Annotated in this window: 6 protein-coding genes (1 of these 6 only partly in view); 1 reads left to right on the top strand and 5 read right to left on the bottom strand. The window is 70.1% G+C overall.

Annotation, left to right across the window (positions count from 1 at the left end; all coding sequences use genetic code 11):
• Positions 1 to 9 precede the first annotated feature (9 nt).
• Positions 10 to 639, bottom strand: coding sequence for a hypothetical protein (locus ACLBXX_RS07870; protein ID WP_447657583.1), 630 nt, complete (start codon positions 637 to 639; stop codon positions 10 to 12).
• A 261-nt stretch (positions 640 to 900) separates the two neighbouring features.
• Here ACLBXX_RS07870 and leuA point away from each other — a divergent pair, with 261 nt between their 5' ends.
• Positions 901 to 2,661, top strand: coding sequence for a 2-isopropylmalate synthase (leuA, locus tag ACLBXX_RS07865; protein WP_310290982.1), 1,761 nt, complete (start codon positions 901 to 903; stop codon positions 2,659 to 2,661).
• Positions 2,662 to 2,764: 103 nt separating this feature from the next.
• Here the strand turns inward: leuA and ACLBXX_RS07860 are convergent, their stop codons facing one another.
• The 4 genes in view from ACLBXX_RS07860 to ACLBXX_RS07845 are tightly spaced (at most 56 nt apart) and all read right to left on the bottom strand, a layout consistent with a single transcriptional unit that may run on beyond the window.
• A complete protein-coding gene (locus ACLBXX_RS07860; RefSeq protein WP_387137401.1) occupies positions 2,765 to 3,451 on the bottom strand; it encodes a trimeric intracellular cation channel family protein in 687 nt (228 codons plus the stop codon).
• Between the two features lie 20 nt (positions 3,452 to 3,471).
• Positions 3,472 to 4,152 carry a hypothetical protein gene (locus tag ACLBXX_RS07855; protein WP_447657582.1) on the bottom strand — a complete coding sequence of 227 codons (681 nt, stop codon included), beginning with the start codon at positions 4,150 to 4,152 and terminating at the stop codon, positions 3,472 to 3,474.
• Positions 4,149 to 4,613 carry a MarR family winged helix-turn-helix transcriptional regulator gene (locus ACLBXX_RS07850; protein WP_447657581.1) on the bottom strand — a complete coding sequence of 155 codons (465 nt, stop codon included), beginning with the start codon at positions 4,611 to 4,613 and terminating at the stop codon, positions 4,149 to 4,151. The genes ACLBXX_RS07855 and ACLBXX_RS07850 overlap by 4 nt, the downstream gene beginning before the upstream one ends.
• Positions 4,614 to 4,669: 56 nt before the next feature.
• Positions 4,670 to 22,188, bottom strand: the 3' portion of a protein-coding gene (locus tag ACLBXX_RS07845; protein ID WP_447657580.1) for a hypothetical protein. It continues 16,828 nt past the right edge of the window; 17,519 of the gene's 34,347 nt are visible here — the last part of the coding sequence; its start codon lies off the right edge, out of view; it ends in the stop codon at positions 4,670 to 4,672.

Raw genomic sequence — 22,188 nt, 5'->3', positions numbered from 1 at the left:
CCGCCCGGCTCACCCTCCGGTCTCGGTGATCGCCGAGCGGATGATGACGGTGTCCGCACCGTACTCCGCGTCCGCCGCCTCCTGCCAGCTCCCGTCGTCCCACACCACGTCGACCCAGAGCCAGCCGTCCTGCGGATAAGAGGCGAGATACCCGTCGCCGAGCTTGCCGGGGAGCTCGTCCTGGATGGCGGCGAGGGTCGCCTCGTCGCCTGCGCCGGGCTTCCCGCCCGTCGGGTCCTCCGGCCGGATCGGGTCGTACAGGGCGAGCAGGATCGGCGGCTGCGTCGAGGTGAACGTCTCGCCGTCGTAGGTGCCGCGCACCGCGTAGGCGCCCCACGTGACGTCACCCGACGACTCCGCGCCGTCGACGCCCTGCCACGTCCAGCCCTCCAGCGGGATCCCGGTGCACTGCGGAGGATACGACTCCGCGACCGCACCCACGCAGAGCTGCGAGGACCCGCCGGTGTCGAGCACGGTGCCGGTGGCGGCGACCTCGCCCTCGGGAGGGATCGGGGTCACGGCCCCGAGCGATGCCGGTGCGGGCGTCCCGCCGGGACCTGCGCTCGCGCACGCGGCGACGGCGAGCATGACGACGGCGGCAGTGGCGGCGATGCCGAGGGAGCGACTCAGACCTCTCATGTCTCGATGGTGTCGCATCGACGCCGATCGTCTCAGAAACGGGATGCCGCGGCATCCGTCCGTCATCTGTTCGCTCTCCGCTCGCAACGGGGTGTAGCCTGAATCCATGCGCTTCGGCCGGCTTCTCCTTCTTAGCCGCCGCGACGAGACCTCGTTCTAGGGCCTTCCTCGTCGCGGAGCTTTTCGTTGGCCCGCATCATCAGGCATCGAGCCGCCCCGATCGGGCTGCAGCTCGGAACAGACGAGAGAAGCGACGACATCATGGAGAACACCCAGAAGCCCTCGGGCCTGCCGACCCACAAGTATCGGCCGTTCCACGAGCAGATCACCGTGAATCTGCCCGACCGCACCTGGCCCGACCAGCGCATCACGACCGCACCCCGCTGGTGCGCCGTCGATCTTCGCGACGGCAACCAGGCGCTCATCGACCCGATGAGCCCCGAGCGCAAGCGGATCATGTTCGACCTGCTCGTGCAGATGGGCTACAAGGAGATCGAGGTCGGCTTCCCCTCGGCGAGCCAGACCGATTTCGACTTCGTGCGCCAGCTCATCGAAGAGGACCTCATCCCGGACGACGTCACGATCCAGGTCCTGACGCAGGCGCGCGAGCACCTGATCGAGCGCACCTACGAGTCCATCGCCGGTGCCAAGCAGGCGATCGTGCACCTGTACAACTCGACCAGCGTCCTGCAGCGCGAGGTGGTGTTCCGCACCGACGAGCAGGGCATCATCGACATCGCCCTCGAGGGCGCACGCCTGTGCCGCGAGTTCGAGAAGCGCATCCCCGAGACCAAGGTCTTCTACGAGTACTCGCCCGAGAGCTACACCGGCACCGAGCTCGAGTTCGCGCTGAGCGTGTGCAACCAGGTCATCGAGATCTTCGAGCCGACGCCCGAGCGCAAGGTCATCATCAACCTGCCCGCGACCGTCGAGATGGCGACGCCGAACATCTACGCCGACTCGATCGAGTGGATGAGCCGGCGCCTCGCGCACCGCGAGAACGTCATCCTGTCGCTGCACCCGCACAACGACCGCGGCACCGCGATCGCCGCCGCCGAGCTCGGCTACATGGCCGGCGCCGACCGCATCGAAGGCTGCCTGTTCGGCAACGGCGAGCGGACGGGCAACGTCGACCTGGTGGCGCTCGGCATCAACCTGTTCACGCAGGGCATCGACCCGCAGATCGACTTCAGCGACATCGACCAGGTCAAGCGCACGGTCGAGTACTGCAACCAGCTGCCCGTGCACGAGCGCAGCCCGTGGGCCGGCGACCTGGTGTTCACGGCCTTCAGCGGCTCGCACCAGGACGCGATCAAGAAGGGCTTCGAGGCGATGGACGCCCGCGCCGCGGCGTCCGGCGTCACCGTCGACGAGATCGAGTGGGCCGTGCCGTACCTGCCCATCGACCCGAAGGACCTCGGCCGCTCGTACGAGGCGGTCATCCGCGTCAACTCGCAGTCGGGCAAGGGCGGCGTCGCGTATCTGCTGAAGACCGACCACTCGCTGGATCTTCCCCGCAAGCTGCAGATCGACTTCTCGGGTGTGGTGCAGGCCAAGACCGACGCCGAGGGCGGCGAGGTCACGAGCGACCAGATCTGGAAGATCTTCACCGACGAGTACCTGCCGTCGGAGGTCGCCGACGAGCGCTGGGGACGCTTCGAGCTCCTGGCGACCAGCACCCGCAGCGATCTGTCGGGCGACGTCGCGCTCGACATCACGCTGCGCGACGGTGACGACCGGTTCGAGGCATCCGGTCGCGGCAACGGCCCGGTCGCCGCATTCCTCGAGATCATCCGCGCACAGGGATTCGACGTGACGCTCTACGACTACGTCGAGCACGCCCTGAGCGCAGGCGGCGACGCGCAGGCGGCCGCCTACATCGAACTCCAGGTCGATGGTGAGCGCCTCTGGGGCGTCGGCATCGACTCGGACATCTCGACCGCATCGCTCAAGGCGATCGTGTCGGGCGTGAACCGCGCCATCCGTACGCGGCAGCGCTCCGGGGCCCTCGCGGGCGTCTGAGCGCGAACCGTCGACGGGTGTGCGCGGGTGATCCCCGCGCGCGCCCGTCGGTGTTCGCCGCCCTCGGTCGTTGAGCGAGCTTGCGAGTCGAAACGCGGATGCCTCAGGGCTTGACGATCGGGATCGTCGAGGTCTCCACGGCCACTTTGCGGCGGTAGAGCGCGCGCTGCTCGGGAAGCGAGATGTCGAAGATCACCGCGAGCAGACGGATCACCGTCGTCACGACGATGCCGATCACGGCGGCGATGACCACGCTCACGCCGAGTTCTTCCGCAGTCGCGAGGACGAGGCATCCCACTCCCGCGGCGACCGCGTAGAGCGAGCCGACGTGCATGATCGCGACCGGCAGGCCCATGATGACGTCGCGGAGGATGCCGCCGCCGACCGCCGCGCAGACGCCGACGAAGACGGCGGGCACGAGCGGCAGTCCGAGGACGAGGGCCTTGCTGGTGCCGAACGCGCCGAACAGGCCGATGACCAGGGCGTCGAGGCCGACGATGACGGCGTTGAGTCGCTGGAAGAGGCCGGCGAGCAGCATCCCGAACAGTGCCGCGCCGACCGCGGTGAGCAGGTACCAGTTGCTCTGCAGCGTGGTGGGCGTGACGTTGAGCAGCAGGTCGCGGATGAGACCGCCGCCCATGCCCATCACGATCCCGATGATCGCGACGCCGAGCATGTCGAGCCGGCGTTCACCGCGGAAGCCTGAGGCGAACAGCGCGCCCTGGATGCCGCCGAGGCCCACGGCGATGAGGTCGGCCCACAGGGGGATCACGAAGACCGGCTCGTCCACCCCTCCATTGTCGACGGGGATCAGGGGATATGGGTGCGCACCGCCGACAGGAATCCGTCGAGATCGTCCGTCCACAGCCGCACCGCCTCGACGCGGTCGCGGCCCTGCGGAAGTCGCACGTCGAGCGGGTGCTCGAGAAGGATCAGCACGTTGGTCTCGTTGGCGATGCGCGCGGCGAACGTGCGGCCCTCCGGCTCGTCCACGACGGCAGGCGCCTTGTCGACCCGATGCGCTGAGCGCTCGACGGACCGCACGACCTCCCACGGCAGGTCGAGATCGAGCTCGGCACCCTGTCGCACGCGGATCCCGGCAGGACCGACCGCGTGCGGTCGGGTGAGGTAGCCGAACAGGAGGCCGAGCATCCACGTCACGCCCCAGATGCCGAGCACGAGCAGCGGGATGCGCACCCAGGCCCAGCGGTGGACGATGAGATCGACGATCGGGATCTCGACGGCCGACAGCACGATGAAGACGACGAGGAGCGTCAGCACGGGGGAGTGGTAGCGGAACGCGCTGGCGCCCACGGGAACGCGGGGCCTGCGGAACACGAACCGGAAGATGCTCTGATAGACCCCGAGCTCCATGATCCATGCGCGCCGCGCGAAGGCTCCCAGCTTCGTCCGCCATCCGGGCGGAGCCGGGGTGGCGGACGATCGCTCCGATCGAGCCGGGCTGTCGCGCGGAGTGTCGACGGCGCTCACGACGGGCCGTCCTCGGTGGTCCGTGCCTCGTGCTCCGCGATCAGCCGGTTCAGGCGGTCGAGGACATGCGTCAGCCCCCGCAGCGTCGCTTCGGCCGTCGCGTCATCGAGGCCGTCGATGAGCTGTGCCCCGAGCTCGGTGTGCTCGGCGTCCATGGCGCGCATCGCCTCTTCGCCACGCGGCGTCAAGGTGACGAGCACGGCCCGGCGGTCGTGGGGGTGCGGCTCGCGGCGTGCGAAACCGGTCGCCTCGAGCCCGTCGACGAGGGTCGTGATGTTGCGGGGCGTCACGCCGAGCGCCGTGGCCAGCTCCGCCTGGGTGCGCGGGCCTTCGTGGAAGACGAGCCAGAGGATGTGGGTGCGCGCGGGCGTGAGGCCCCGGCGATCGAGCTCGCGCTCCTGGTCGGCGCCCAGAACGCCGGACAGCGCGAGCAGCGTGTCGAGAATCTGAGTGCCGGACATAGTGAACATGGTACACGATCAGCTGCCACGACCGTCTTGCGCGGCGAGCGCGAGCTCTACTTCTTCTTGCCCTTGCCCGGTGAGGTGGGGGTGGGCTCGGGTGCGGGGGCGGGCTCCGGTGCCGGTGCCGGAGTGGGGACGACCGTCTGCTGCGCGGGCGGCGACGATGACTCCGGGATCGGGGCTGTGGCGGTGACCGGCGCCGCGGCCGCGGTGACGGCAGCGCCGGGCGCATAGCCGTCGGAGCGTATTCGCAGCGAATCGAACTGCGCAGAGCCCACGGTGACGAGCAGGCCGAAGCGCCCGTCGGCGAGGGCGGCGTTGTACGCGCGCGACGCGATGAAGACCCCGTTGAGCGTCAGCGACACCGAGGCGCCCTTGATCGTGACGAACAGGGTGTACTTCGTGCCGGCGACGAGGGCCCGGCTGACCGTCTGATCGACGACGACGCGTCCGCCGGCGACGTGTCCGAAGACGACCGCCTGCGCCGCGAGGTCCAGCACGATGAACTTGTAGTCCGAGGTGCTGTAGTAGTCGTAGACGAGTCCTGCGCGCGATCCCGCCGTCAGGGTGACCGCCTGGGTGATCTCGAGGTAGGCGTTGGGCGACACCGTGCCGCCGATGCCGGCGAGTCCGATCACGGGCCTGCCGCCTGCCACGCTGCCGTTCACGGTTCCGGTCCCGGGCGTGAGCGCGCCGCTCGGCACCTGGCCGACGATTCCGGGGCCTGTCGTGAAGTCCTCGGTCACGTCGTAGGTGATGGTGGGCGGCAGCACCTGGACCGAGATGCTGTCGAACTGCCCGCGCGCCTGGTTGGAGCCGACGCCGACGAAGCCCTTGTTGAGGCCGACCGCCTCCCCGTCGATGATCCGCGGGGCGAACGTGTACGTGAACGCCGTGGTGCCGTCCAGCACGACGCTCACCGTGGTGCCGTTTACCGCCACCATCATCGTGTACCACTTGTTCGACTTGACCCCGCCGGTGACGACCGATTGGACGTCCACGATCCATCCCGCCGACGTGCGACGGCCCATGACCAGCTTGTTCGTGGACTGGTCGACGCCGGCGAACTTGAAGTCGGTGGGGGAGAAGTAATCGAAGATGACGTAGGCGTTCGCCTTCCACCCGCCCGTCGGCTTGGTGAGGTAGACCTGCGCGTGGATCTCGAAGTAGATCGGCAGGTACTGGTCGATGTAGTACACCGCCACAGCGTCGCCGGTGGTCGAGGCCGCGGTGACGGTGAGGGCACCGCCCTGTGCCTGGAAGACACCCGAGTCGGCGAAGAAGTCCTCGGCGCCATCGGTGAACCCGGCCGACCGCAGCACGTCGCGCTTGCCCCCCGGCACATTTCCGGGCTGCGGGTCGCGCGGACCGCCGGTCTGGTCCTGCCACTGCGGGTCCTTCTGCGTGACGAGGCCGATCTCGCCGTACGGCTCGCCGTTGCGCGGGACGTAGGTCGCGCCGGAGAGCTGCGCGACCGTGAAGTCCGCGCCCTGCGCGGCGGACAGCGCGTACAGGAACTCGAACAAGGCGGGCGGCACCTGGCGGCTCACGGTTCCGAGGCCGAAGGGCGCGAACGGCACGAGGTAGCTGTTGAACTCGCCGACCCAGTCGATCAGCCGGTCGCCGCCCGTGTTGGCGATGAGCACGTCCAGGCCCGCGCCGCCGACGGCGCGATCCTCGTAGGTGCTGTGCGTGTCGGGCTGGGTGTTCTCGCCGGCGGCGGTCGTCAGGACGTCATCGACGTTGAGCAGGTCGTTGCCCCAGCCGCCCCACAGCGTGTCGCGGCCGGTGCCGCCGACCATCCAGTCGTTGCCGTTGTCGCCGAACAGCATGTCGTCGCCGTCGGAGGCCACCGTGCTGGTCGCGGTGCACGTCCCCTGGTTGTTCGACGCGGAGCAGCCGGTGACCAGGCGACCCTCGGTGTGGACGAAGTTGAGGAACCACTCTCCGCCGTTGATGAGGACCTTCCGCATCGGGAAGTACTCGTCGTACCGGTCGAACTCGCCCGTGACGGGGTCGAAGGCGAGGAGCGTGCCGTCGTTGAACGGCCGGGCGAAGTCGCTGCGCTTGCCGCCCACGCCGTAGCCGAGCGTGAGCGCCTCCGCGCCGGAGATCGCGTCGTCGCCCGAGCCGCCGTGGATGAAGTCGGCGTCCCAGCCGCCGAAGATGACGTCGTTGGCGTACAGCGGCGTGAAGTCCACGTCGAACACGTCGCCGTTGGCCGCGAAGGGGGTGAGGTCCACGCGCTTGGTGAGCTGTCCCGTCGGGAACAGGGTCGCCACCTGGACACGGCCGGGTGTGGTGATCTCCACCTGGACGCTCGCGGTGGTCACGCCGTTGAGGGGCTCGGTGGTGCCGTTGCGGCTCGTGAAGATGCGCCCGTCGTCGCCGAGGATGCCGTCGATGCCGGTGCCGCCCGAGATCCAGTCGTGTCCCCATCCGCCGATGAGGTCGTCGTCGCCCGCATCGCCGAAGATGACGTCGCCGTCGCGGCCGCCGTAGACGGTGTCGTCGCCCGACTCGCCGTGGATCTCGTCGGCGCCGCCGATGTCGTTCGCGAGCGCCCCGGCGGCGAAGTCCGGTCCGCCCGGCGTGTAGTCGAGCATCACGACGGCACGGGGAAGCAGACGCATCTCACCGACGCCGGTGTAGTTGTCGTAGGTGAAGGTGCGGTACTGGGTCGCGCCGCCGGCGCCGGCCGCGACGAGGCGGAGGATGCGGCCGTTGTCGCCCACGATGTTGTCGGAGTCGCGGCCGTGCAGAGCCGTGTCGTCGTTGCGACCGACGTCGGTGCCCGCGCCGCCGAAGATCAGGTCGCCCGCATCCGGCCGCCGGTCGGGCGTGGCGAGCGAGAACAGATCGGAGCTGCCGCCGATGATGTCATCGCGGCCCAGGTTCCCGAAGATCACGTCGGAGCCGCCGCCGCCCTCGATGTAGTCGTCGCCGTCGCTCGCCGCCTCGACCGAGGGGTCGAGGACGAGATCACCGGAGGCATTGCGCGAGGCGCCCACGGCCTCGTCGATGGATCCGTCGCCCTGGATGGTGTCGTTGCCGAGCTGTCCGAAGATGGTGTCGTCGTGCGCGCCGCCGGCGATGTCGTCCGCACCGAACCGGTCCGCCGCGGTGGCGAGGTCGTGATCGAGCAGGGTGATGCGGAAGTCGCTCCAGGCCGTCGGACCTGCCGGGTCGTTCTGCCAGCTCGTCGTCACGTTCGCGGTGCCGGCGGTGGAGGCATCCGTGCTGTAGATCTGGCCGTTGCTCAGCACCCGGAAGCGCGGGCTCGTGTGGTTGCCGAACGTCAGCGAGCGGTCGAGCGACACGTTGTCGCCGAAGATCAGGTCGCGGTCGGTGCCGCCGTCGATGCGATCGGCTCCGGTGCCGCCGATGAGGATGTCGTCGCCCGCCTCGCCGCGGATCGTGTCGTTCCCGCCGATCGCGTTGTCGGTGATGCCGAGGGTGATCACCTGGAGCGCGCTCGCGCGGACGGCCAACTGCAGGAAGCCGTGGTCGCCGAGCACGATGTCGGCGCTCGCTCCGGCGGCGATGACGTCGCCGGCGGCGCCGCCGAGCACCAGGTCGATGCCGGAGCCCGAGGTGACGGTGTCGGCCCCGCCGACCGCCGGGTCGGTGGTCTCGATGCGGCCCGCCGGGAGCGGCACACCGCTCCAGAGGGAGGTGGCAGGTCCGCTGTCGGCGGTGAAGCGTCCGTTGTCGCCGATGACGATGTTGCGCCCGTCCGATACCGCGATCGTGTCGCCGCCGGTGCCGCCGATGACGAGGTCGTCGCCTCGACCGGTGGTGATCGTGTCGTTGCCGCCGAGGGTGGGGGCGATCGACCACACGCGGTCGATGTCGGCGGGCGCGCCGTCGATCGCCCAGTCGATCGACGCGTGATCGCCGATGACGATGCCGGTGCCGTCGGAGGCGGTGGGAGTCTCGCCGCGGTTCGTGGTGATCGTGTCGCCGCCCGCGCCGCCGAGGACGATGTCGGCGCCGAGGCCGGTCGTGATGACATCGGCACCGCCGATCGTCGGGTCGACCGTGGCGAGCGAGCCGAGCGGGCGCACGGCGCCGTCGGTGACGTCGCCGACCCCGCCGTGGCCGGACTCCGCCACCACGTTGCCGGCCGCGTCGACCCACCGCACCACTCCGCGGTCGCCGAACACGATGTCGCCGCCCGTTCCGCCGTGGAGCGTGTCGGCGCCGATGCCGCCGAAGATGACGAGCGGCAGCGTCGACGTGTGTCCGTTGACGACGTCGTCGTCGGTCGTGCCGGCGGGAAGGATCGCGCCGGACGCGGGCATCGCCGCGGTGACGGACGCGGTCCGGGTGACCTCGACCACCACATGCGCCGCCGATCCGTCGCGCTGCGGCGTCGTGGCGAACGACAGGATCCCGCCGCTCACGGAGAGCTCGGATGCCGTGAGCAGGCGGCCGTTCACCCACACGCGGTACCCGACGAGGTCGCCCGCGGCGCCGAGCGCGTAGGTGCCGGTCGACTGGACCGCCCACGTCGTCAGGTGCAGCAGCACGGTCACCACGTCACCCGGCAGCAAGGAGTCGAACAGTCCGGCGGTGTCGAGGCGGGACGACACCACATACTGCGTCGGGTCGATCGTCGTCGTGACGCCCGCGCGGGTGACGGTGATGCCGGCGACGATGTCGGCGCGCACCGGCTCGTCGCCGTCGTCGAGGTCGGTGCCGAGCCCGATCACGTTGTCGTTCGGGCCCTGCGTGTTCAGGACGAAGAAGTCGTCCTCTGCCGCGGACAGGTTCACGGTGACGGTGTCGTTGCCGAGCCCGGTGTTCAGCCACGTCGTCGTCCGCACGCCGGCGCGCACGTGGGTGCCGTCGATCAGGATCGTGTCGGCGAAGCCGCCCGACCAGATGCGGATGCCGTCGGCGAACGTGCCGTCGGCCGCAGCGCGCCACGACATCCCGGCCGGCGCCAGCCCGGTGACGAAGATCTCGCCGTTCGGGGCGAGCGCCGCGTCCCGCGCGATCGCGGCGGCTGCGGCATCCGTGATGAGCACGTTGGCGTCACCGGTGCCCGCGCCCTCGTCGCTGAGGAGCAGGGTGTGGCGGCCGGCGCCGAGGTCGAGGTTGAGCGTGCCCTGGATGAGGTCGAGGTCGCCGGCGAGGAACTGCGGCTTCTGGGCGAGGCCCACGTCGGCCCGCGAGGAGATGTACACGCGGTCATCGCCGAGGCCGAACGAGACGTTGGTGATCGGCAGCGTGCCGCGGATGTTGAGCACGTCGCTGCCCGAGCCGAGTGCGAGGTTGAGCGTCTCGAGCCCGACGTAGCGGATGCCCGCCTGCGCCGAGGCATTCGTCGCCGGCGCAGCCACGGCTGCACCGAGGGCCGCCAGCTCGATCGCGATCGGGTCGGCCGGGTCCTCGTTGACCTCGCCGCGGAAGCCGATGAGGTACGTGCCGCCCACGAGCCACACGTACACGCTCCCGGCGCAGCGGGTGCGATCCTGCTGGCCGCAGCTCATCGAGACGCCCGGATCGGCGCCGACCGTGTGCGGGTACAGGAGGGACTGCAGAGCCGAGCGGATGGCTTCGGCCGACGTGCCGGCCGCGAAGGTGATCGCGCCGATGCCGGTGGCCACGCCGGCCTGCACCTGCGACAGCATGACGGTGAACGCGCCGCCGCGCGGCGTGACCGAGTAGAGGCGGTCGAGCCGACGACCGAGCGCGTCGACGGCGGTGCGCGGCGCCATGTCGAGCCCGGTGAGGGTGTCCTGCGTGAGCCAGCCGAGGTTGGCGTTCGTGTCGCCGGCGTCACTCAGGTTCGCGACGTCCGTCCCCACGCCGCCGTCGAGCACCAGCAGAGCCGCCAGAAGATCCAGGACACCGGATGCTGTGCCCACCGCGAACGTGTCGTCGTCGGTGTTGCCGTACAGCGGCGCGGCCGCACTCGACGGACCTCCGATCACGCGGGTGTGGCCGTCGATCGTGCGAATCGTGAGGAGGTCGTCGCCGGGACCGGCGTCGATCGTCGTGGTGCCGGCATGCGTCGACTCGACGGTGAACCGGTCGTCACCGTATCCGAGGCGGATGGTGAGGTCCTCGAAATCGGCGTAGCGGATGCCGCCGAGCACGGGGCGGCCGGCGAGGGAGTAGTCGCCCGCCATGCCCAGGCCGGTGATGCGGTCGCGGGTGAGAGTGCCGGTGTCGCTCGCCGGGCTGTCCTCGTTGTGGACGACCAGGACGTCCACCTGCGCCGACTCGATCGCTTCCCCGGTGCTCGCGGTGATCGGAGTCGGGTGGCCCGAGCTCTCGCCGGGCAGCACGATCGGCAGGTAGTCGTCGAGTTCGAGCGACACCGGCGGGTTCGGGTCGTCGCCGCCGGACACGTACAGCGGACCCTGGATGAGGTGCACGCGGCGGGCGGCGTCGGCGAACTCCTGCACATCGTCGCCGTCGACCCGCGCATCGTCGAGCGCGCGCACCGTGACGATGACGGCCGATGCCCAGTTCGCGGCCGTGAAGGCGAGGGTGAGCGAGGAGACCCAGGCGCTGCCGTTCCAGATCTCGAGCTGGCGCTCGCGGCAGCCGGTCGGCAGCCCGCAGTCGGCGCCGCCGATGTCGAGCGTGAACGAGGCGATCGCGTTGAGCGTCACCCGCACGGTCTCGCCGGCCGCGGGGGCCCTCGTGAGTCGTACGGTGTATGACGCGGTCGCGCCGAACTGCCCGGCCGTCGCGCCCTCGACGAGGCGGAGGTCGCCGCCCGTAGGCGTGACCACCACGCCCGCCGAGTCGCCGTCGTGCACGAGCACGCTCACGCGATCGACGACGGTGCCCGCGAGCTCCGCCACGTAGACCCGTCCGCCCACCACCAGGCTCGTGCCCCACGGGTCGAGAACGGTGATCGTCGTCGCGGTGTTGCCCGCGATCGTGCGGTAGGCCGCCGTTCCGTTGGCGTCGACGAGACGCAGCAGCGAGCCGCTCAGTCCGCCTGCGGCGGTGGGCAGCGTGACGCCCGAGAGGGTGACGGTGCGGCGATCGGCCGAGATCGCGACGACCGTTCCGACGAGCTCGCTGTCGGTGAGCGGTGCCGCGTACCCGACGATCGTGAACGCAACTCCCGCGCCGGGAGCGGCATCCCATTCGCCTTCGATCTCGATGGTGGTCGCGGTGTTGTTCCAGATGCGGCGCACCTGGCCCGCGGCGGGACCGCTCGTGATCGTGATGAAGTGGCCCTTCAGCGAGCCGGCGGCCACGACGAGACCCGAGAAGGCGAACTCGTTCGCCAGCCCGCCAGCTCCCGCCACGGTGCCGGTGCGGCGGTCGCTCGACAGGATCGCGGCGGTGAGGGCCTGCACGTGCTGGCCCTCCACGGCCGTGTCGTCGATCGCCCGCACGTACAGGGTGCGCGCGCCCGCGGCGACGAACACGAGGTCGAGCGTCGAGAACCAGGTGGTGCCGTTCGTCGAGAGCAGGAGGCCGACGGGTGCCGAGACGCGCACGGTCACCGAGCCCTGAGGCGCAGAGGTGAGACGGACCTCGTACGTGGCCGTCGTGCCCCCCGTGCCCGCGGCATCGACCGGCTCGACGACACGGATGCCGCCGTCGGGCAGTACGACGGGAACCTCGGGTGCGTCGTCGTCGATGACGCGGACGAAGGTCGTCGCGACGAGCGCTCCGCTGTACTCGCCGCCCACCACGATCGCGTCGATGGGAGCGAACCTCTCACCCTCGGCGGCCAGGTCGCCCGTCGCCCGCACGAACACGGTGCGCTGAGCAGTGTCGCCGATCGTGAGGGTGACCGACGTGCTCCACGACACGCCGTCGAGCGACAGCTCGATGGCCCGCGAACGGCTCATCGAGCTCGGGTCGACGGCCGGGCCGGAGAGGGTCACCGAGACCGCGACGCTCGGAGTGCGCGTGAGACGCACGGTCACCACGCCTGCCGCCGCCCCCTCGGCGAGGACCAGCGACCCGCCGACGGGCGCCACCACGACGGTCGGCTCATCGTTGTCCATGATCTCGGTGGAGATGCCGTCCACGGGCAGCAGCGCCCAGGCGCTGTTGGCCACCGTGCTCTCGACCTCATGGCGGATGAGGCCGGTGTGGCCCAGCAGGTCGTTCGCCTGCACGGCCGGAGCGGCGCTGCCGACCTCGATGCGGTCGGAGCCCAGCCCGCCGAAGATCGACAGCTCGACGGCCGGGTTGGTCGACAGCACATGGAAGACGTCATCGCCCTCCATGCCGTAGATCGAGACCCGCTCGACGTTGACGAACCGGATGACGCGACCCGCGCCGTAGACGCCGCCCGACGTGATCACGAAGGTGTCGCCGAACTCGGTGCCGATGATCACCACGAGGTCGTAGCCTGCGCCGCCGTCGATGTTGACGGGCGCGTTCGACGCGTACTGGATGAAGTTGCGCCCCTCGCCGGCGTTGAGGGACGTCAGTTCCGACTCGCCCACGAACGAGCGGATCACGAACGTGTCATCACCGGCGTCGCCATACAGATTGAGCGTCGCGACATTGCGGAACACCTCGAAGGTGTCGTCGCCGGTGCCGCCGTAGACGTTCGCGGTGAACGACACACCGCGCGTGAGCTGGCCGCGCGTGGAGGAGAAGAAGGCGGATGCCGGGAAGTCGGTGTCGGGCACGTACGCGGCGTAGAGCTGGCCGAAGCGGAAGCTGTCGTTGCCGGACCCGCCGTTGACCGTGAGCACCGAAGCGGTGTCGTCGAACGCGAACGTGTCGTCGCCCGTCAGCCCGTTGACGAGGACGCCGCCCGTCATCTCGGTGCCGTAGGTCACCTTCTCGGCTGAGCCGAACTGCCCGGAGGTCGCACCGGGCTGCGAGAGCGCCGCGACGAGGGCGCGGGTCGCGTTCCGGCGGAACAGGAACGTGTCGTCAAGCGACGAGCCGTTGACGATGAGGACGTTGGTGCCGCCGTCGGCCACGTCGAGGGTGTTGATCCGGCTGTTGCCGATGCCGAACAGGTCGATGACGAAGTAGTCGGAGTGCGCGCCGCCGTCGAGGTCGAGGGCCTGTCCGTCCATCGGGTTCATGCCGACGGGCCCGGGCGCAGCATTGACCACCAGCCAGTCGGCCCCGTTCTGGCCGAGGACCGTTGTCGGACCCGAGAGCCCCTCCACGAACACCCGGTCGTCGCCGTCCGCCGCCCGGACCGTCGTCGCGGCCGCGTGGGTCGAGTCGACGTTGAGCACGTCCGAGCCCGAACCGAGCGTGAGATCGAGCGTCTCGAACGCGGCATAGTCGACGCGGCCGTCGGTCATGGCGAGGGTGCCCGTGGTGACGGAGGCGCCCGCCGGCACGAGGGCGTGCCCGGCGACCGCCGCGATCGTGAGCAGACGCGCCCATCCCGCGGTGCCTGCGAGCGCTCCGGTCCAGGCAACGGTCCAGCGGGTGCCGGCCTTCGTGACGACGACGTTGCCCGCGCCGACCAGAGCGGCGATCGCCGCCTGCACCTGCGCTGCGGTCGCGTCGAAGGCGAGCTGCCCGGTCGTGCCGAGGCCCGCGACGGTCAGGGCGAAACGGCCGTCGACGGCACCCGCGACGGTGACCACCTGCACGAGGCTGGGCCGCGGCATCCCTCCGGTCATCCCCAGTCCGGCCACCGACGTGGTGGTGACGACCCCGATGCGATCGAGCACCGTCGCGGCGTCGTCGAGGAACAGCGTGTCGGTGCCCGAGCCGCCCGAGATGGTGAGGGGCGCGGTGATGCCGGTCAGGACGCCTCCGATGCCGGTGAGGGTCGAGCTGACGCGTACGGTGTCGCTGCCTTCCCCGGTGCTGACGGCGGTGGATCCCGCGACGCTGCGCACGATGACGGTGTCGGCGCCGTTCCATGTGGTGAGGGCCGTCGTCCCGGTGTGGGTGGAGTGGATCGTGAACGTGTCGCCGCCGGAGCCGAGGTCGATCGTCAGCGCCTCGAAGCCCGAGTAGGTGATGCCGGCGGTCATGCCGAGACCGGTGATGCGATCGGAGGTCAGCTCGCCGGTGTTGGGCGCAGTGTCGCCGCTGTCATCCACGGCGAGGAGATCCGCACCGAGGATCGCGCCCGGGCCGGAGCCGCCCGAGACGACCAGGAGCGCGGCGATCGCGTTGACGTCTCCGCCGGTGTTCGTCCAGGTGGTGTTCGTGGTGCCGGCTCCGGCGGCACGCGAGCCGACCGCGACGCGGTCGGTGTGCTCACCCGTGAAGATGCGGTGCTCGACCTGGATGGCCTGCACGGCCACGCGGTCGCCGCCGGCGAGCGTGCGGATCTCGACGAGCTCCACGCCGGAGTGCGTGATCGTTCCGAGCGTCGTCATCACGCCGGCGTCGTCGAACGCGACGCGGCGGATGCGGTTCGCCTGCGTTCCCGCCGGCGGCGCGGCCACCACGTCGACGATGAGGTCGTCGGGAGCGGTGGAACCCCAGACCTCGAGCCGGTCGGTCCCGGACGTGTCGACCACGTGCACCGCCAGGCCGGTCGAGCGGGTGAGCTCGACGCGCACCAGGTCGGCCCCCGGCCCGGCGTCGAGGTATGCGGTCCCGGTCCACGGGGTGGCCGTGCGCGTCACCCCGGCGACCGTCACGGTGCCGTCGGCGTCGCCCACGAGGATCGTCGTCGCCCCGGCCCCCGTGGACGTCAGGCGCGCGGTCTCGAAGATGCCCTTGAGGTCCTCGGCGATCGAGCCCACGCCGAAGTCGGTGCCGACGGCCAGCCCCACGACGAACAGGTTGCCGTAGAGACCGAAGTCGCCGGTGGTGAAGGATTCGACGAGCGTGTCGGTGCCGCCGTCGTCGAAGAACTGATCCTGGCCCGGCCCACCGGTCACGGTGTCGTCGCCGAGTCCGGAGTCCAGCACGTCATCGAACATGGAGCCGACGAGTGTGTCGTTCTCGGTGCCGCCCCGGAGGGTCAGCGCGAGCTGGTTCGCGATGACTCCGGCGGCGGAGATCGAGTCGGCGCCGCCGCGACCCTCCACGACGAGCGCGTCGCCCTGGCCGCGCACGCCGCCCGAGATCCAGACCGCGTACGCGGCGCCCGAGGTGCGCGTCACCCTGGTCTGGCCGCTGTCGGTCGTGACGGCGAAGGTGTCACCCGCCGTGTTCGAGCCACGCACCGTCACGAGATCGGTGCTGCCGGTGCCGAGCGCGACGTCGACCCGCGTCAGCCCTGACGAGTTGCCGGTGATGTCGTCGAGGGTGATCTGGTCGGCTCCCGCGCCGGCGTCGACGATGAGGCGCTCGATCGCCGAGGTCGTCTTGACGACGCCTCCGAGGTCGAGGCTCAGCGTGCTCGAGGCCGGGTTGGCGACCGTCAGCAGGTCCGCTCCGCCGCTCAGCGAGAGCGTGAGCGTGTCGGTGCCGGACCCGCCGATCACGACCTGCGCGTCGCCGGAGGTGAACACCGCGACGGTCGCCGCGATGGAGTCGTCGCCGGACCCGCCGTCGTAGCGGCGGGCCAGACCCGAGAGCGTGTCGTTGTCGCCGCCGCCGTTGAGGATGTCGGTGATGCTGCTGCCGAACAGCTGGTCGTTGCCGTCGTCGCCGTTGAGCGTGACCGTGCCGGATCCGGTGTGACGCAGGATGTCGTTGCCCGTGCCGCCGTTGACGGTCGCGCTCGCCGTGCCGGTGACCGTGATCGTGTCGTTCTCGGAACCGCCGCTGAGCACGCTGCCGGAGCTCGAGCCCTGCAGCAGGATCGTGTCGTCGCCGGACCCGCCGTCGATGGTCACCGGGATCTCCACGCTGGGGTCGATGACGAGGTTGTCGACGCCGTCGCCGAAGTTCGCGTGGATGCGCTGCACGTTCGCGTACGTGCGGGAGTACCCGAACGCCGTGATCCGGATGGTCGCGAGCCCGTTGTTCAGGCTGCCGATCTGCTCGATGAAGACGGTCTCGTTCGTCACCGACGTGGCGACGTTCCTCGCGGTGCGCTGCGGACTGCCGCCCACGTTGACGTAGAGGTCGCGATCGGTCGAACGCCACGCGCGCAGGTCGTGGTACGGGTCCGGGTTGCCCGTGGTGCCGTTGCTGGCGAGGTAGGGCACGACCGGGAACGACACGGTCCCGATGGTGAAGGTGTCGCTGCGCGAATACCAGGTGCCCAGGATCTTGAACCGCACCGTGATCTTGAAGCGCAAGGGCACTTCGCCGAAGCCGTCCCCGTCGCTGTCGACGCCGTCGCGGGAATCTGCGGAGACGGAGAGGTCGAGCCCGACGCCGAGGCTGATCTCGAAGATCTTGAAATCGAAGTACACCTCGACGCTGGCGCCGCCGCCGATGAACAGCGTGTACCAGACGATGCCGTCGTCTTCGTGCTTCAGGAACGACACCTCGAGGTGGAACTCGCCACGGATGCCCATGAACGAGCCCCCGAGCTGCATGCGCCCCGACAGCTTGAGGCTGAAGTTGCCGTCCGAGTTCAGGAAGATCGATCCGGACAGGTCGGCGATGAAGAAGTTGAGCGTCGCGTAGGCATCGAGGTACCAGTCGCCGGAGGAGTACGTCGTGTCGGTCGCACTCGTCTTGCCGACCTCGATCGTGAAGCCGGCGTCGAAGCTGAACAGCCGCAGGAGCGTGACCGAGCCGGTGAGCTGGAGCTTGAATCCAGGATCGACACCGTTGCGGCGCTCGCCGACGGTGTTGATGCGCAGCTCGCCGCTCGCGCTCAGGCTGAAGATGAACGCATCGGCCGAGGCGCTGACGGCCACGGCCATCACGAAGCCGTCGTCGTACACCCCCGCCCGGCCGGTGGCCCGGAACGTGAGCCCGGCGAGGTTGAAGTCGACGCCGAACGACATCTCGAAGGCGCCGGCCGCGATGCGGATCTCGGCGAAGCCGGAGCCCCTGGCGAAGCCGAGGAAGTCGATCGCCCCGTCGAGCCGGAGGAGGAATCCGGGCGCGACGCTCGTCGAGCCGATCATCTTCGCGGACCCGGTCGTGTTGAGCTGGATGACCGCGCTCGCCGAGAAGCCGATGCCGATGTCCTCGCCGAAGCCCACGTCGAGGGCGATCGCGAACCGGGCGACGACCCCCTGGCTCGTGATGGAGAAGCCGGAGTCGACGATCGTGAGCTCCCCGAACGGATCCAGCGCAGCGCGGCCGTTGACCAGGAGGGAGAGCTCGGACGCGCTGATCGTGAGCACGACGTGCCCCGTGATCTCGAGCACGTTCAGCACCTTGAGCGACCCGTACATCTCCAGGCGGAAGCCGGCGATCACGTTGATCGTCTGGTTCTCGACGATGAGCCGGTCCTGCGCGTCGCGGGCGAACCCGCCGAAGACCGGGCTGCCGTTGACGGTCTCGGTCTCGACCACGAAGGTGCGGATCTGACGCGCGTTCGAGAAGGTGTTGATCTCGAGGAGGAACTGGCCGTTGAGCGACAGACCGGGGATCGCGTTGACCCCGAGGGTGAGCTGCACGCGGCCCACCACGCCGGTCTGCGCGCCGACGTAGACAGCGAGGTTCAGCGCGCCGGTGAGGGATCCGAGGTAGGGGATCGTCGTGCCGACCATCCCGTCGACCTTGAGATAGGCGGTGCCCGTCGGGTCGATCGCTGCCGTGATGCCGATGAATCCGGTGAGGGTGAACGCGCCGCCGATGGTCAGTTCGGCCTGGATCGCGGCCACGACGTAGATGCTCGGCCCGGTCGCCGACGGATCGGGCTGGCCGTCGATGCCCGGGGGAGCGGCAGGGATGTAGAACACCGGCGCCTGCCCCGGCAGCAGCAGCGGCAGGAAGGCGTTGGGCACGACGAAGGTCTGATCGGCGAGCGTCGTGTTGAAGATGACGTTCACCGAACCGGTGGCCGAGAAGAGCGAGCCGACGTCAGGCAGTCCGATGCCGACTCCGGTGGCGACGCGGATGCTGCCGGCGACGCCGGGCAGCGGGCCGTCCGTGCGGATCATCAGCAGACCCGTGACGGAGCCGTACTCGAGCCTGGCCGAGCCGTAGCCGAACGAGAGGTGCCCGGTCAGGAACATGTCCATCTTCGGCGTCGGGGGATCCAGCGAGATGTTCAGGTACACCCCGCCCTGCACCCGCATGAGCTCCGTTCCGCCGGGGGCGACGATGAGCTGGCCGAGGATCTGGAACCCGAAGCTGAACGGCTGCAGGACGAACGTCTCGGTCAGGTCGGAGCCGCCGGGACCGACGCCGGGGAGTGTGATGACCTCGGTCTTGACCTCGTTCGTGAGGTTGATGCGCAGCTGCGCGGAGCCGTCGAGGTGGATGCCGAACTGCTCGAGGAACTCGAAGTTCATCTCGACCGACGCGACGCCCCAGAACTGCGGGATCGGGTGCATCGGGTTGGTCGACTCGTCGCCGACGAGCAGCACGAAGCGCCCGGCGGTCGCACCGAGGGTGCCGAGCTTGTAGACCTCGATCTGACCGACGAACGTCAACATGAACAGGTTGCGCGTCGTGTCGATCTCGAGGACGACCTCGGCGTGGATGTGCAGGAGCGGTTCATCGAGGAAGTCGCCCGCCTGCAGCATGATCCCGCCGGACAGCTCGATGAAGAACGAGGTGCCCTGCACGATCAGCCTGAAGCTCTGCGCGCCGCCGTCGGCGAGGTTTCCGGCCGTGTCGCGCCATGCCCCCGGCGCGAAGGTCACGGTGACGGTGCCCGCGGTCAGGTCGGACGCCAGCGTGTACGAGTAGCGGGCGATGCCGTCGCCGAACTGCACCCCGGCATACGTCATCGCCTGCGTCCCGCCGCCGGTGAGCGTCAGATCGTCGGCGCCCAGGCTCGTGGTGTCGACGGCCGCGCCCGCGACGGGGGTGAGACGCACCCCGATCCACGTGCGCGGGCGGATCACGGCGTCGGTGAGGTCCGCCTCGGCGGACGCTGCCGCCGGGTGGCTCGCGGCCGAGTAGATGACGCCCTGCGTGTTCTTCCACGACCCGTCGACGAACGACACGGTGATGTCACCGGAGACGTGACCCGAGAAGAAGTAGCGGTACGTCGTGCCGGTCACGAGGAGCGCGGCCCCGATGACGTCCAGCTCGGTCGTGCCGACCTTGACGACGATCTCGGAGTCGGCGTCGGTGATGGTCGTCCGGTCGACCTGGAGGCCGCCCAGGGCGTGGAACGTGATGTCGACCCAGCCGCGCTGCGCGAGCTCACTGACGTCGAGCACGGACCCCGGGGTCGGGTCGATGAGCGCTGCGGTCGGGGCGGTGACCGTGAAGGTCTCGGTCTCGGCCGAGTTGAGCACCCCGCCGATGTCGGCGAAGCTGCCGGCGCGGAACGTCATCGTGTAGGAGCCGACGGCGAGGTTCGCCGTGAAGGAGTAGCGGTAGGTGTCGCTCGTTCCCACGCGGACCGGCGCGGAGAGGGTGATGAGGTTGCCGGCGGCGTCACGGAACTCGAGCTCATCGCCGTTGATGGTCGAGTGGTCGATGCCGGAGCCGGAGGCGCCGCGGAAGCGGATCTCGAAGTACTTGAGGCCGTTGACGAGGTCTCGGCCGATGGTGGCACCGGCGATCTGGCGGACCGTCGCCTCGTTCGTGTTCGGCGTGGACGGGTTGTCGGGCACCGTCTGCACGACGTCGCCGGTAGCGCCCACGACCTGGAAGGACTGGGTGAGGGTCGTGCCGGCTGGAGGCCCACGGTCCGGGTTCACGGTGAACGCCGTGAGGTCGAACACCACGTCCACGCGGCCCGGGAGGAAGGTGCCGCGCAGGAGGAACCGCCAGGTGTTGCCGCCGAGGGGGACCACGCCCGTGATCTGCACGCCGTTCGCCCCGGGGCCGCTGAGCACGAACTCGTCGCCGTCGACCGAGCCCGGGACGATCGCGTACGTGATGCCGCCGACCGACACGGGCGGGATGAACGTCACGTCGAGGTAGGTGACCTGACGGTCCGCCGCGTTGACCGTGACCGCCTGGGGGACCCCCGCCTGCGTGCCCGCGGACGGCTGCGCGCCCGTGTAGGCGGTGGTGCCGTCAGGGAGCGTGTACGACCAGCCGCCGGCCAGGAAGGTGACCTCCACGTCGTCGCCTGCCGCCAGCGCCACGGCCAGTTGGTAGCGCACCCAGACGACCCCGTCCTCGACGGACAGCAGGGTGCGCGCTCCGAGGGTCACGGTCGCCCCGTTCACCTGCAGCGTGATCTCGGGGAGGCCCGCGATCAGCGTGGCGGTGTCGATGAGCAGTCCCGTCGGAACCGCGAACGGCACGTCAATGTAGTCGCGCGCGGGCGCCGTGTACGCGGCATCCGGAACCGGCGTCGTGGTGTCGGAGTACCCGACCTGCACCGCGGCGATCGTGACGGAGGACGTCGCGGTGGCCGCCGTCTCGCGCTCGACCACGACCGGCACGATGAACTCGAAGGCGCCTGCGCCCGCACGGATGGCGCGCGACGTGTCGCGCACCACGGTCCACCCGGCGGCCGATGCGGTGAACACGAGCGCGCTGAGACGGCCGATCACGGATGCTGCATCGACCGCGTAGCCGGACGGAAGCCCCGCGCCCGCGGCATCCGGGAACGTCACGGTGATCTCCGCACTCCACGCGAGGGGCGGCTGCGGTGCCGGTGCGGGTGCCGTGAGGGAGGAAGCCGTCGGGGCGACCGCCGCGAGGTACGACCAGCCGCCCGCGAGCCGGGTCAGCTGCACCGAGAGGCCTGCTTCGTACTGTCCCGTGACCCAGAAGCGGAAGCGGAGCTTGCCGGCCGGCGCGCCGTTGATCTGCGCCGGCGCTCGAGCGCCGTCGAGCACGATCGTGCCCAGGCCCTCGCCGAAGAGCTCGAACTCGGGCGCGAGGTCGAGGATCGAGGCGATGTCGAGGTTCCGGCCGTTCACCGCGGCATCGAAGTCGACGTCGACGTACGCCGTGGGCGTGACGGTGAGGGTCTGCCCCGGCTGGGCGCCCGCCGAGACGGTGCCCCGGTAACCGAGCGGGCTCGCGGCCAGCGTGGCGGTCAGCGCGCCGCTGCCGACGGTGGTGACGATGACCGGGATGCGGAACTCGCCGGGCGTTCCCGTCGCCGTGATCGGCGCGGAGGCGTCGCGCGTCAGCGCCCAGCCGGTGCCGCCGAGCGTCAGGCCGGCGAGGCGGCTGATGACGGAATCGGGGTCGACGGTGAAGCCGACGGGAAGCCCGAGCTGTCCACCGGTCGGGAAGCGGATGCCGACGCTGCCCGCGCCCGTCTCGGTGGGTTCATCCGTGACGGTGAGCGCACCGCTGAGCGTGAACAGGTACGACCAGCTGCCCGACAGGAACGTGAGGTTGACCGCGCCGGTGGTCGCGAAGCGGCCGGTGAGCCAGTAGCGGTACGTCAGGGTGGTCGCGGTCGTGTCGACGAGCTGCGGCGCCTGCGTGCCGTCGAGCTGGATCGTGCCGAGGCCCGGGCCCGACAGCTGGAACTCGGCGGCGAGATCGGTGATCGACGCCTGGTCGATGGTGAAGAGCGTCGGCTTGGTGAACGTGACCGTGATCCACGCCCGGCCGTTCACGACGTTGATGTCGACGGAGGCGCCCGGGGTCGGGTTCGTGATGACCGCGGTCGCACCGGTCACGGTGAAGGACAGCTGGGTGGCGGCACTCGGGGCGCCGGCCGTCGTGCCCGCGGCCGTCGTGAGGTCGG

The organism is Microbacterium sp. C23T, from assembly GCF_053345975.1.
Note: the sequence above shows the minus strand (reverse complement) of the source record. Positions and strands in the feature narration are given on the sequence as shown.

What these genes read in the sequence shown, in the direction of transcription:
- ACLBXX_RS07870 (WP_447657583.1), bottom strand. Translation starts at nt 639, where the DNA reads ATGAGAGGTCTGAGTCGCTCCCTCGGCATCGCCGCCACTGCCGCCGTC.
- ACLBXX_RS07850 (WP_447657581.1), bottom strand. Translation starts at nt 4,613, where the DNA reads ATGTCCGGCACTCAGATTCTCGACACGCTGCTCGCGCTGTCCGGCGTT.
- leuA (WP_310290982.1), top strand. Translation starts at nt 901, where the DNA reads ATGGAGAACACCCAGAAGCCCTCGGGCCTGCCGACCCACAAGTATCGG.